The organism is Roseibium sp. RP-7 (assembly GCF_053005225.1).
Window position 1 is genome coordinate 1012561 of sequence record NZ_JBRKQA010000001.1, and the last position, 13487, is coordinate 1026047.

At 58.4% G+C, this 13487-nt stretch carries 11 protein-coding genes; 9 read left to right on the top strand and 2 right to left on the bottom strand.

What is annotated here, in order from left to right; translation table 11 throughout:
- Nucleotides 1-64 precede the first annotated feature (64 nt).
- The 5 genes from ACVDG9_RS04635 (at nt 65) to ACVDG9_RS04655 (ending at nt 5956) form a co-directional block, all read left to right on the top strand.
- Entirely contained in the window at nt 65-2359 is a 2295-nt protein-coding gene (locus tag ACVDG9_RS04635) for an NADP-dependent malic enzyme (protein ID WP_023001959.1), read from the top strand.
- Nucleotides 2360-2440: 81 nt separating this feature from the next.
- The gene (locus ACVDG9_RS04640) at nt 2441-2788 is read left to right on the top strand and encodes a chorismate mutase (RefSeq protein WP_447237376.1); all 348 of its coding nucleotides are present in this window, start codon (nt 2441-2443) and stop codon (nt 2786-2788) included.
- A 71-nt stretch (nt 2789-2859) separates the two neighbouring features.
- Nucleotides 2860-3984, top strand: coding sequence for a PQQ-dependent sugar dehydrogenase (locus tag ACVDG9_RS04645; RefSeq protein ID WP_447237377.1), 1125 nt, complete (start codon nt 2860-2862; stop codon nt 3982-3984).
- Between the two features lie 332 nt (nt 3985-4316).
- Nucleotides 4317-5621 (top strand): DEAD/DEAH box helicase, encoded by a 1305-nt coding sequence (locus tag ACVDG9_RS04650; protein WP_023001956.1) that lies wholly within the window; start codon nt 4317-4319, stop codon nt 5619-5621.
- 116 nt (nt 5622-5737) lie between these two features.
- On the top strand, nt 5738-5956 hold the full coding sequence (locus ACVDG9_RS04655; protein WP_139314097.1) for a hypothetical protein: 219 nt from the start codon (nt 5738-5740) through the stop codon (nt 5954-5956).
- Nucleotides 5957-6816: 860 nt separating this feature from the next.
- Here the strand turns inward: ACVDG9_RS04655 and ACVDG9_RS04660 are convergent.
- A complete protein-coding gene (locus ACVDG9_RS04660) occupies nt 6817-8493 on the bottom strand; it encodes an electron transfer flavoprotein-ubiquinone oxidoreductase (RefSeq protein WP_447237378.1) in 1677 nt (558 codons plus the stop codon).
- A 381-nt stretch (nt 8494-8874) separates the two neighbouring features.
- Here ACVDG9_RS04660 and ACVDG9_RS04665 point away from each other — a divergent pair, with 381 nt between their 5' ends.
- From ACVDG9_RS04665 to ACVDG9_RS04680, 4 genes are all read left to right on the top strand, one after another.
- Complete coding sequence (locus ACVDG9_RS04665) at nt 8875-9834, top strand: uracil-DNA glycosylase (protein WP_447238288.1); 960 nt, start codon at nt 8875-8877, stop codon at nt 9832-9834.
- 199 nt (nt 9835-10033) lie between these two features.
- Complete coding sequence (locus ACVDG9_RS04670) at nt 10034-10630, top strand: PilZ domain-containing protein (protein WP_229005810.1); 597 nt, start codon at nt 10034-10036, stop codon at nt 10628-10630.
- A 118-nt stretch (nt 10631-10748) separates the two neighbouring features.
- Nucleotides 10749-11606: a S49 family peptidase gene (locus ACVDG9_RS04675; RefSeq protein WP_031269710.1), complete on the top strand. Its 858-nt coding sequence runs from the start codon at nt 10749-10751 to the stop codon at nt 11604-11606.
- 47 nt (nt 11607-11653) lie between these two features.
- Nucleotides 11654-11839, top strand: coding sequence for a hypothetical protein (locus tag ACVDG9_RS04680; RefSeq protein WP_023001949.1), 186 nt, complete (start codon nt 11654-11656; stop codon nt 11837-11839).
- A 53-nt stretch (nt 11840-11892) separates the two neighbouring features.
- Here the strand turns inward: ACVDG9_RS04680 and ACVDG9_RS04685 are convergent, their stop codons facing one another.
- A complete protein-coding gene (locus ACVDG9_RS04685) occupies nt 11893-13284 on the bottom strand; it encodes an MATE family efflux transporter (RefSeq protein ID WP_447237379.1) in 1392 nt (463 codons plus the stop codon).
- Nucleotides 13285-13487 lie beyond the last annotated feature (203 nt).

The window sequence follows — 13487 nt, forward strand, 5'->3', positions numbered from 1 at the left end:
AAGCCGCAGAGCTTTGCAGAAAAACAATATGACCTTAGGGAAGAGGCAGGAGACAGGGACCGTCATGAGCGACAGCAGCAAGACCGGAAGTGATCTGACCGAAGCGGCCCTGTTCTATCACGAGCATCCGCGCCCGGGAAAACTGGAGATCCAGGCAATCAAGCCGCTGGGCAACCAGCGCGACCTGGCGCTGGCCTATTCACCCGGCGTGGCCGCGCCGTGCCTTGCGATTGCCGACAATCCGGCACTGGCAGCCAATTACACCTCGCGCGGCAATCTGGTCGCTGTCATCTCAAACGGCACGGCAGTGCTCGGCCTCGGCAACATCGGTCCGCTGGCATCCAAGCCGGTGATGGAAGGCAAGGCGGTTCTCTTCAAGAAGTTCGCCGGCATCGACGTCTTCGATATCGAGGTGGCCCAGACCGACGTTGAAAAATTCGTCGATGCGGTTTCGGTTCTGGAGCCGACCTTTGGCGGTATCAACCTGGAAGACATCAAGGCGCCCGAATGCTTCATGATTGAATCGAAGCTCCGGGAACGAATGAAGATCCCGGTCTTTCACGACGATCAGCATGGCACGGCGATCATCGTCGGCGCCGCGGTTCGCAACGGTCTGGACCTTGCCGGCAAGAAGATCGAGGAAGCCAAGATTGTGGCGTCCGGTGCGGGCGCGGCTGCGCTTGCCTGCCTCAACATGCTCGTCTCGCTGGGAGCGAAGCGGGAGAACATCTGGGTTACCGACATTGAAGGCGTCGTCTATGAAGGCCGCGAGGCGCTGATGGACGAATGGAAGGCGGTCTTTGCCCAGAAGACGGATTTGAGGTCGCTCGATCAGGTAATCGACGGCGCCGATGTGTTCCTGGGGCTGTCCGCTGCCGGCGTGCTGAAGCCGGGCATGGTGGAAAAGATGGGCAAGGGCCCGCTGATCTTGGCGCTCGCCAACCCCAACCCGGAAATCATGCCGGAGGACGCCAAGGCTGTCCGTGACGACGTGGTCATGTGTACCGGACGGTCCGACTACCCGAACCAGGTCAACAATGTCCTGTGCTTCCCCTACATCTTCCGGGGCGCGCTCGATGTTGGGGCGACCACCATCAATGAGGAAATGAAGCGGGCCGCCGTGGAGGCAATTGCCGGCCTTGCGCGCGAGGAACCGTCCGACGTTGCCGCCCGTGCCTATGGCGGCAAGACCGAAACCTTCGGGCCGAACTACCTGATCCCTTCGCCGTTCGATCAGCGCCTGATCCTGCGCATTGCACCGGCTGTTGCCAAGGCGGCCATGGCAACAGGTGTCGCCACGCGCCCGATCGAAGATTTCACGGCCTATCTGGACCGGCTGAACCGTTTCGTCTTCCGGTCCGGCCTCATCATGAAGCCGATCATCCAGAACGCCAGCAAGGACCCGCAGCGGATCATTTATGCCGAAGGCGAGGACGAACGTGTTCTTCGTGCCGCTCAGGTGCTGATCGAAGACAATATCGCCAAGCCGATCCTGGTTGGCCGTCCGGACGTTCTGCAGCAACGCTGCGAACGCTTTGGCCTGCGCATTCGTCCTGATGTCGATTTCGAGTTCGTCAACCCGCAGGACGATCCGCGCTACCGTGAGTATGTCGACGAATATTTCGAGTGTGTCGGCCGCAAGGGCATGCCGCCCAACGCTGCGCGGACGGTCGTGCGCACCAACACCACGGTGATTTCGGCCCTTGCGGTGCGCCGCGGCGATGCCGATGCGGTCATTTGCGGTCTGGAAGGCCGGTTCATCCGCCATCTGCGGGACATCAAGCAGGTGATCGGCGTTTGCGAGACGGCCAGGGACCTTTCGGCCATGTCACTTCTGATCAACTCGCAAGGGGCCATATTCCTGTCGGATACCTTCGTGACGGAAGACCCGACCGCCGAAGAGATCTCCGAAATGGCAAACCTCGCGGCTGAGGAAATCCGGCGCTTCGGTATCGAACCGAAGATCGCCCTGCTGTCGCTTTCCAACTTCGGTTCTCGCGACACGGCGTCCTCGCGCAAGATGCGCGAAGCGCTGGAGATGATCTGGAAGCGCTATCCGGAACTGGAAGTCGATGGCGAAATGCACGGCGACAGCGCGCTCAGCGTGGAGCTGCGCGAGCGGGTGATGCCGGGCAGCAAGTTGAAGGGCGAGGCCAACCTGCTTCTGTTCCCGAACCTGGATGCGGCCAACATTGCCCATAACCTTCTGAAAGTTTCGACCCAGGCGCTTCATGTCGGACCGATCCTTCTGGGCACGGCCAAGCCCGCGCATATCCTGACACCGTCTGTCACGTCGCGCGGCGTGGTAAACATGTCGGCACTTGCCAGCGTCGAGGCACAGACCCGGTCCGCCGGCTAGTCCTGCTTCAAATCGCGCCTTCTGTTGAACAAGGCGGACCGGTACAACCGGTCCGCTTTTCCATTTTTCAAACGGCCTGCCATGACCCTTGTGAAACAGCCAGCCGACTGCGTCAGCAAAACGGATATCCGCACCGCAATTGATGCGCTTGACGAAGAACTCCTGCAGCTCTTTGCCCGTCGCCAGGGCTATGTCCGGCGGATGGCGGACCTGAAACAGCATCCTGATGAGGCCTTTGATCACCAGAGGATTGAAACAATGGTGGCTGCTCTGAAAGACCGGGCGGAAGAATTGGGGCTGGAAGGCGCGCAGGCGGAAGCGGTCTGGCGGACGCTGATCGACTGGAACGTGGCCTTCGAGAAGCGAACGATCGCCGCACGGCTTGAGGCGCTGCAGGACGGTCTGACGAAACCGGGCTCCGATTTTTAGCACCGTGCCGGGTTTTCCAGACGGTTCGGGCTCCTACCTATCAGGGAGTATGGATCGTCCGTGGAGCCCCAATGACCCTGAATTCGCATCTTCTTCCAGGCGTGGCCGCAATGGCCGCAGCGCTCGTCCTGCCGATTGTCCCTGCCGCTATGGCCCAGTCAGCGGTTCAGCTGGAAACCGTTGCCGCGGGATTGTCCTACCCATGGAGCGTCGCTTTCCTTCCGGAGGAGGGCTACCTGGTGACGGAACGCGACGGGACCGTGAAGCACATTGATGCATCCGGCAGGCAGAGCGAAGTTACCGGTGTTCCGGAAGTCTTTGCCCAAGGACAAGGTGGTCTGCTGGACGTGGCGCTCAGCCCGGACTTTGCCACCGACCGGACGGTCTTTCTGTCCTATTCCCAAGGATCCGCGGAGGGCGCCGGCACATCCTTGTTCCGGGCGAAGCTTACCGGTGCCTTTAAGGGAGGCTTCGCGCTGGAAGATGGCGAGACGATCTTTTCCGGCAACAACAAGGCTTACGGAGGCCGCCACTTCGGATCACGCCTCGTTTTTGCGCCCGATGGCACCTTGTTCATGACCGTCGGTGAGCGGGGAGACGGTGAGCGTGCTCAGGATACCTCGGACCACGCCGGGTCCGTGTTGCGTCTGACGAGGGACGGTCAACCTGCTCCGGGCAATCCCTTTGTCGGGCAGGAAGGCTACAAGCCGGAAATCTGGTCCTATGGTCATCGCAATCCGCAGTCGGCTGCGATCCATCCTGAAACCGGCGTATTATGGACAGTTGAACACGGGGCACGTGGCGGCGACGAAATCAATATTCCCGAAGCCGGGAAGAACTATGGCTGGCCGGTGATTTCCTATGGACGCCATTACTCCGGGGCAACCATCGGTCAAGGCACGTCGAAGGAAGGCATGGAACAGCCGGTTCACTATTGGGATCCCTCCATCGCGCCGTCCGGCATGGCCTTTGTAACCAGCGACCGATATCCGGACTGGAAGGGCGACATGCTGGTCGGTGCGCTGGCCGGACAGCACCTTGCCCGTGTTGACCTCGACGGCGGAACGGTTGTCGGCGAGGAAAAGCTGCTGACGGATCTTGGCGAGCGGATACGCGATGTCCGGCAGGGCCCCGATGGCTACGTCTATGTTCTGACAGATAGCGACGATGGCCGGTTGCTGCGGCTGCAACCCTGAGGCAGGCCGAACTTTTTGAGCTGTAAGCGCTTTTGCGGCTTCTCTGCTTGACATTAGGGCCGTTCCCGACGATATACCGCACTGCAACCGCTGCCGCGTGAGCAGAGAGTGCGCCCCGGACAAGAGAAGTTTCTTGGCGGGCAGTCGCAAGAGGGTTGCCACTTCAAGAACCCAATGAGGGGTTCAACCAGTTCCCATTTCACGCGAGGGTCTGGCGGCAGAGAGACCGGGTAGCGATGGCTGCCGGCTGTGCCGCATTCCAACTTCAAGTCGCACCGTCAATGACGTGCGGCTTAACAAGCGTTTGTTTCGCTTGAACCAAGGATTTTATATTGACCGACTTTCAAAGCCTGGGACTCTCCAATGGCCTTGTGACTGCCGTTACCGAAAACGGCTATGACGCTCCGACACCGATCCAGCAAAAAGCCATCCCGTTGATCCTGGAAGGCCGGGACCTCATGGGTCTGGCACAGACGGGTACGGGCAAGACGGCTGCTTTCGGCCTGCCATTGATCGACCGGCTTCTCCTGGAGAAGAAAAGAGCCGTTCCCAAGGGCACACGGGCGCTGATTCTGGCCCCGACCCGCGAACTGGTGAACCAGATCGCTAAGAACCTGATTTCCTTCCTGAAGCATACACCGCTGCGGGTTTCCTCCGTTGTCGGTGGTGTGTCCATCAACGGCCAGATCAAGCGGCTCTCAAAGGGTACCGACATTCTGGTGGCAACACCGGGCCGGCTGCTGGACCTGGTAGATCGTGAAGCGATCGACCTGCGCACCGCTTCCTACCTGGTGCTCGACGAAGCTGACCAGATGCTCGATCTGGGCTTCATTCATGCCCTGCGCCGGATCGCGGGCCTGGTGGCCGACAAGCGCCAGACCCTGCTGTTCTCCGCGACCATGCCGAAGCAGATCAACGAGCTGGCACAGTCCTATCTGCGCAACCCGGAGAGGGTCGAAGTTGCTCCGGCCGGCAAGACCGCTGACAAGGTTACCCAGTCGGTTCATTTCATGGACAAGAACGACAAGGGCGACTTCCTGGTCGATCAGCTTCGTGACAAGCCGGACGGGCTGTCGCTGGTGTTCTGCCGCACCAAGCACGGCGCGGAACGGCTGATGCGCAAGCTGGCGCATTCCGGAATTTCCGCTGGTTCGATCCATGGCAACAAGAGCCAGAACCAGCGTGACCGCGCGATCAAGGACCTGCGGGAAGGCACCATCAACGTGCTTGTGGCAACCGATGTTGCCGCTCGCGGCATTGATATTCCGGGTGTCAGCCACGTTTATAACTTCGAGCTGCCGGAAGTTGCAGAAGCCTACGTTCACCGAATTGGCCGTACGGCCCGCGCCGGTGCGGAAGGTGAGGCGATTGCCCTGTGTGCTCCGGAGGAAATCGGTCTCTTCCGCCAGATCGAGAAGCTGATCGGTATCGATATCACGGTTGCCGGTGGTGAAATTCCGCCGATGTCCGCGGCTGCCGGCCGCGCAAAGCGCGGCGGAAACCGGAATGGCAACAGCAAGCCGGGCGGCAAGAAGCCGTTCCGCAAGCAGTCGTCCTCCGGCGCCAACGACAACGCGTCCGAAAACCGTCGTCCTCCGCGTCGCCGTCGTCAGAACACACGCAGAGATGCAGCCTGACGACTGACGGGTTACGTCGCAGTTCATTGTGATGTGAAAAAATTGCACCGGGAAGTGGCCTTCCCGGTGCCGAACCTTGTGGTCGATGGGTTTCAGAACTGTTGAAACAGTGCTGAATGAATTTGGTGGATGAACCGCCTGATCCGAACCAGAACCGCCGCCGGCTGGTTATGACCCTGCTGTCTTCCTGTCCACAAGGTATCCAACCGCTTGCGCGGCTCGATCTCGTTAAGCTTTCGGGAAAACCGCGGGAACTCCGCGAAGAACTTGTAGAAAGTCACCAAGATCTTGGTGATTTGCTACAAATTTGCCCCGTGAAAGTAAAAGTAAATTAACCAACGCGAGACTGCAATCACAACCATCTGATCGCTATTTGGTATGTGGATAAATAGATTCATCAGTAATTTCAGCTAGTTAGTTTGTTTTTGGTGAAATAGCGATGGATTTGATGAACAACTTCAGATGGAGTTGATGGTTGAGTGGTTTAAATAAACGCTTAGATTTCAAAGAATTGGCTAATTCATTTTCTTAATTTATTGTTATATAGAAAAAATTTATAGACCCTCTGAAGGTCGATAAATTCCCTATCGCCTTGTTTGTAAACGGAAAAAGCCGACAATAGTCATACTGTCAAATATCGCGATGTATTGATCGGTATTTTCGGACAACCCTTATTTTCCAGGCTCCGTGTTTTCAGTTGAGGCGTATTCCTGGCATTTTTTGACCAGTTGGTATAATTTTGTCTTTTGGAGTCATAACAAGTTTTTATTCGTCTCATTATTTATTTGACCTTGCCGTAGGGGGAGTTTATTCCGGCGCCATCACGGTTTTGGTTAACAGAATTAAACAAATCGAAACCCGAAAAAATCCAGATCATCTCTGGGATAAATGTGCACGCTGGCTCCATCGGGACCAACGACCTCATAAGAATTGCCCGTTGTTAATACGGGTACGAACTTGTGGCGCGGGCAACCACGCGGCAGCAAGCGGAGTGGCATGTCCACTCGGCCTTGTCCGTGTGTTTGACAACCGCAACAGGCTGGACCCCCACATACGCCAGCCTGATTACGACCCATCGGCCGCAAGACTGCAGCACCGGGAAGGCTTCCTTTCCGGTGCTGTTCGTTTTTTCAAGGCACAAAAAAACCACGGGTTTCCCCGTGGCTTTCAATGTTTTCCAGTTTGGCAGCGAACCTTACATGTTCGGATAGTTCGGACCACCGGAACCTTCCGGAACGGTCCAGTTGATGTTGCCGTTCGGGTCCTTGATGTCGCAGGTCTTGCAGTGGACGCAGTTCTGCGAATTGATCTGGAACCGCGGCGCATCTTCGCCTTCCTCGATCCACTCGTATACGCCAGCCGGGCAATAGCGGTTGGACGGACCGGCGAAGACATCGTGTTCCGAGCGCTTCTGCAGTGCCTCGTCCTTCACCTTCAGATGGATCGGCTGATCCTCTTCGTGGTTGGTGTTGGAGAGGAACACCGAAGACAGCTTGTCGAAGGAAACGACACCATCCGGCTTCGGATAGTCGATCTTCTTGCAGTCCTTGGCCGGTTTCAGGGTGTCGGCGTCCTTCTTGCCGTGTTTCATGGTGCCGAAGAAGGAGAAGCCGAACAGCTCGTTGGTCCACATGTCGAGACCGCCGATGGCAACACCGATAGCGGTGCCGAATTTGGACCACAGCGGCTTTGCGTTGCGCACGCGCCAGAGATCCTTGCCGATCGGGCTTTCGCGCCAGGCTGTGTCGTAATTGGCCAGCTCGTTGTGTGCTTCGCCGCGGCCGATTGCGGCCATGACTTCTTCTGCAGCCAGCATGCCGGACAGCATGGCATTGTGGGAGCCCTTGATCCGCGGCACGTTGACGAAGCCTGCGGAACAACCCATCAGCAGACCGCCGGGGAACGAGAGTTTCGGCACGGACTGGAAACCGCCTTCGGTAATGGCACGGGCACCATAGGAAATGCGCTTGCCGCCTTCGAAGGTGTCACGGATCGCCGGGTGCGTCTTGAAACGCTGGAACTCGTCAAAGGGCGACAGCCAGGGATTCTCGTAGTTGAGGTGAACCACGAAGCCGACAGCGACCTGGTTGTCTTCCAGGTGATAGAGGAACGAGCCGCCACCGGTCTTGCCGTCAAGCGGCCAGCCGAAGGAATGCTGTACAAGGCCAAGCCGGTGCTTCTCCGGGTCGATCTGCCACAGTTCCTTGATGCCGATGCCGAATTTCGGCACGTCGCTGTCCTTGTCGAGGTCGAATTTCTCGATCAGCTGCTTGGCCAGAGAGCCACGTGCGCCTTCACCGATCAGAGTGTATTTGCCGCGCAGCTCCATGCCGCGCGTGAACATGGCATTGGGTTTGCCATCCCGGCCGATGCCCATGTCGCCCGTCGCAACACCAACCACGTTGCCATTGTCGTCATAGAGGATCTCGGCAGCCGCAAAGCCCGGGTAGATTTCAACGCCGAGCGCTTCAGCCTTTTCGGCCAGCCAGCGGCAGACATTGCCAAGCGAGACGATGTAATTGCCGTGGTTGTTCATGAGTTTCGGCATGAACATGTTCGGCAACCGCATGGAACCTGCCGGCCCCAGCACGAGGAAGTGGTCGTCGGTAACCGCCGTCTTGATCGGCGTGTCTTCTTCGCGCCATTCCGGAAGCAGCTTGTCGAGAGCGATCGGATCAATCACGGCGCCGGAGAGAATATGCGCGCCGACCTCGGACCCTTTTTCCAGTACGACAACGCTCAGCTCTTCGCCCTTGTCGTTGGCGATCTGTTTCAGCCGGATCGCAGCTGCAAGACCGGCGGGCCCTGCGCCTACGATTACAACATCCACATCCATGCTTTCGCGTTCGCCAAGCGCTTCTTGTTCGCTCATCTTTTTCTCCCTCCGCCCAAAGGGCAACTTCTGCGCCGCCAGGTGCTCAAATCAAGTGAACCAGCGTATGGATAACGGCTGATGCCCAATTGTTAGAGCAACTTACCTGCGTCCGTTCGGAAGCAGCGCCTATTAGCCCTTACCGCCTATTTGCCCCATTTTGCAGCGCAAAACACGACATTTTTCATCGGCAATTGCGAAATTTCGCCGCTATTCCTTCAGTTGGGCATCAGATAGACCAAAGCAGGCGCAGGGCGTCAAGTGCTTAGTTAACGCTTACGTAAACGTAACTAATGGGTATTCCCGGCAGTTTCGAAAATGTGCACAGGCTTTGGAAAACCGGCCGGATTGAAGGTGGTCTGGCGCTGCATGCTTGTAGAAATGATCGGGGCGGTTAAACTCCGCGCCGGAGGCAGCCTCTTGCAACAGATCCCGAACGACCCCAGACACCTTGAAGCCCTGCTGGATTTTTATGCCGGTGCGGGTGTTGATTGTTTTCTACAGGACGAACCCGTCGATTGGGTAGCGCTGACGCGTGCGCAGGCAGCGCAGCGTGCGCTGGCCGGTCAGCATGCGGCAGCTCCCACGCATGCTCAGCAGCCCCGGCAACAGGCCCCGGCAGGCAATTTCCAGGGGCAGACAGGCTCTCCGGTTCCAGCAGCTCCCGTTGCTCCCCAGGCGATTTCCGTGCCGCCCGCAGTTGCGGGGCAAGCGCCGGTCTTGCCCGACAGGGAGATAATCGCCGCAGCCCGGGATCTGGCGGCATCTGCCCCGACTCTCGAGGAACTGCGCAATTGCCTGGCCGGTTTCGACGGCTGCAACCTCAAGCTGACCGCCAAGAAGCTTGTGTTTGCCGACGGCAATCCACAGGCGAAGCTGATGTTTGTCGGCGAGGCGCCGGGCCGCGACGAGGATCTTCAAGGCCTGCCTTTTGTTGGCCGTTCCGGCCAATTGCTGGACAGAATGCTGGGTGCGATCGGTCTGGATCGCTCGTCGGCCTATATCGCCAACGTGGTTCCCTGGCGGCCACCTGGCAACCGGACGCCGACACCGCAGGAAACCGAGATCTGCAAGCCGTTCATTCTGCGCCAGATCGAACTGGTCAATCCGGACGTGCTCGTTTTTCTCGGTGCGGCATCCGCCAAGACCCTGCTCGGGGTACAGGACGGCATCCGCAAGATGCGCGGGCGCTGGATGACCTATCCCTGCAAGGGCAGGGAAATCTCGGCTATCGCCACTTATCATCCGGCGTATCTTTTGCGCAGTCCGCTTGAGAAGCGGTTGTCCTGGCGCGACTTTCTGGCGATCAAGCAGAAGCTGGAAGAAAAAGCAGCGCAATAGCCTTCGGACTGCATGGTTTCCTGCAAACATCCAGACGTTTCTTCGTTTTCTCGACCTTGTCGGGCAGGTTGTTCGAAACGTTCAGGGAAATCCTTCTTTTTCGGATCAAAAGTGACCTTGCGTTAACTTGGATTTCAGACTACAGGTTGTAACATTGAGTGTGTAACGCTCTGGGTGATTTTAACAACCGGTCATGACGATGGATGCAGACAAATGCATTTCGGCGCTCGTCGTCGACTTGGCGGACATGTCGTGTTTCGAAGCAACGGCCTATGATCTGACAGAGAACGGCTGTTGGATTGCGTCCGACAGGGTTGACCTCCTGAAGGAGGAGGTGGGCTTGCGCCTTGCCGGGTTCGACAAACTGGTCCGCGGGACCGTGATTGCCTTTGGCGATCAGCAAGCGCAAATTTCTTTTCAGACCAAACGAGAGGCGTCAGGCGAAAAACGCCGCGAGATCCGGCGGCAAGTCTGGATCACGGCAATCGTTTGCGGCAAGACCAATTCGGCAACAATGAGATGTCGGATCGTTGATGCCAGCAAGTCCGGATGCCGGCTGGAAGGCGACAAGCTGGATCGACTTCCCGATGACATCGAGGTCTCCATTCCCGGTCTCGATCTGCCGATCAGTGCAGAGATTGTCTGGCGCAAGAACAACCAGGCCGGTGTCAGGCTCACCTGGCCGTTCGAAGCGTCGCCCAAGCCCAAACCGGAAGAGGTTCTGGAGCGCATGAAAGAAGAAGACGAAAAGCCGAAACGCAAGCGCAAAAAGAAGATCAGCGCTTTCGGTGGTTGAACAGCGCTTGGGCGCTTTAAACCGTGCGACAAGGTTTTGACGGCCTGAAGTCTTTGCAAGTGGGCTTTGCGTACATATATCGGATGGAGTTTGTGAACTCTTTCAGGGCCTATTGCGCGTGATTTCATCCCTTCGCCGGTTTCTTCCCAAACCCTTTCGAAACGATAAGCCGGTCATTCCGGTCGTGCGCCTGCATGGGGCAATCGGCGGCGGTGGGCCGTTGAAGTCCGGATTGTCCCTGGCGACCGCGTCCATCCCCCTGGAAAAAGCCTTCTCGATGAAGAAAGCGCCGGCGGTGGCCCTGGTGGTCAATTCGCCGGGTGGCTCGCCTGTTCAGTCGAGGCTCATCTTCAAGCGGATCCGGGATCTGGCCAAGGAAAACGAGAAGGACGTTCTGGTCTTCGTTGAGGATGTCGCTGCCAGCGGCGGTTACATGATTGCGCTCGCAGGGGACGAGATCTTTGTCGATCCGTCGTCCATCGTCGGTTCCATCGGCGTAGTTGCAGCCGGGTTCGGCTTCACGGAGATGATCAAGAAAATCGGCGTTGACCGGCGCGTTTATACCGCAGGTGAAAAGAAGGTGACGCTCGATCCCTTCCAGCCGGAAGTGCCGGAAGACATCGAATACATCAAGAGCCTGCAGCTCGAGATCCACGAGACCTTCATCGACATGGTGAAATCGCGTCGCGGTGACGTGCTCGCAGATGATCCGGATCTTTTCACGGGCAAGTTCTGGACCGGGCGCACTGGTGTTCAGCTTGGGTTGGTCGACGCGATCGGCGACCTGCGCGAAGTGATCAAGGACCGGTATGGTGACAAGGCCGAGCCGAAATTGATTTCCGCACCACGTGGCCTTTTTGGCCGCAAGGCCGGACTTGGTGTCGGCCTTGCAAAAGGCCGACTGCTGGACGGGGTCGGCGAGGAGTTGATCTCCTCTGTCGAAGAACGGGCAATGTGGATGCGCTACGGCCTTTAAAAAGGCACAATGCCTGTGTGAAAATCGGGTAAGCAAGGGGAAAAGACATGACGGAATTGATAGGCGTCGCCGCATTGGCCGTGGGAGGTTACTGGATCGTGCAGCGCGTGAAGCGCAAGATGGCCGAGGTTGAAAACCAGATTTCCAGGGCAGCTGCAAAAGCCGATCCCAATGGCCGCGGCGCCAAGCTTGTGCTTGACCCGGTCAGCGGCAAGTACCGTCCGCAAGCCTGACGCAACGGCGGGCAGTTTGCCCGCCCGCCGTCAGGTGCTTTGTTTCAGCGGTTTCAATTTGCCGGTACCGCCCGGAAAAGCCCCCAGCGCGCTGTCCCGGTGCGCGCGGTAATCCCGAGCAGGACCAGCGTCACCACCAGCAGCATCAGTTCCGCCAGCGGACTGGACAGCCAGATGCCGCCCTCTCCGAAATAGACCGGCATCAGGAACACCAGCGGCAGAAAGAACGCATAGGGTTTGGCGAGGCTCAGCAGAGCTGCCCGAGCCGCATCTCCGAGCGCCTGAAAGTAGGTCGCAACCATGAACAGCGGCCCCGCGACAAAGTAGAGCGCCATTATCACCGGAAGGATCCGGCCAACTTCCGCCGCCACGCCTGGATCGTCGACAAATGCGAAACCGACCTGGTGTGAGAACAGCGTGAGCACGAGTTCGGCAAGGCCGCAGTAGACAAGGGCCACAACCAGGCCAGCCCGCAAGGTGCTGTCCGAGCGATGCCACAGACCTGCCCCGAAATTGTTTCCGATCATGGACTGTAGCGCCTGGGCAAGTCCCAGGAGAGGCAGATAGCAGAAGGTCATGACCCGGGTAACGATCCCGAAAGCGGCGACCGTTGCCTCGTAACCGCTGGCACCGGCCGTCTGCAGTGCGGCGATGGTTGCGGCGGATCCCAGTGCGATGCCGATGAAGCTGAGGCTCTGAGGTGCACCAAGCATCAGGATATCGCGCCAGAAAGATGTCAGCGGATATCGCAGGAGCGCGGACGGTGATAATTCCGTTTTCCCGCTCAGTCTCAGACCCAGCATGATTGCAAGCGCCAGAGCCTGTGCCAGCACGGTTCCTGCCGCACTTCCGGCAACACCGTAATCGTAAACCGCGATCAGCAGATAATCGAAGGCGATGTTGGCCAGCGAAACAAGCAGGCTGAAGCCCGCCATTACCACCGCGAGGCCTTCGTTGCGCAGCGCGTCAGCATTTACCGACAGCACGAACATTAGTGGTGTGAAGGCAACCGTGATGGCCATGTAGGTATGGCTCATACCGGCAATCTCCGCCGAACCGTCAGCGGCGGCCCGGGTGAGGCTGTCGCCAAGACCCAGGAAGAGGGCGACCACGATGCCAGCGATGGCAAGTGCCAGGCCGTGGGCGCCGGCAAAAACCGCTTCGGCATCGGCACGAAGGCCGGCTCCGAGTTTGCGGGCAAGCACGCTGGACATGCCGCTGGCAACAAGTGTCGCCAGCGCCGCAAGCAGCATATAGGCAGGAAACATCAGCGTGACCGCGCTGAGCGCATCCGGCCCGACGAAAAGGCCGAGGAATATGGCATCGACCACGGTCAGCAACCCGTTCATGCTCATCACCAGGATGATGGGCAAGGCGGTTCTGGCAAGGGTCGGTAGGATTGGCCCATGCGTATAGGCGTTGGGCCGGGATATGTCGGAAGACATTCCGTTCTCCATCAATGGGCATTTCGATCGGGAAGGAGGGGCTCGCATTGCCACCAGCGCGAAATGCGTGGGGAACAGAAAGTCTTGAAGACCAGAATTTCACCGTGACTGTCGTCCGCGAGCGGCAGGCATTCTGAAGCCGGTGCGAGGGATACCTTGGTGCCGGCGCTCCGTCAATCTGAAACAGCCACGCCCGCTTCGCC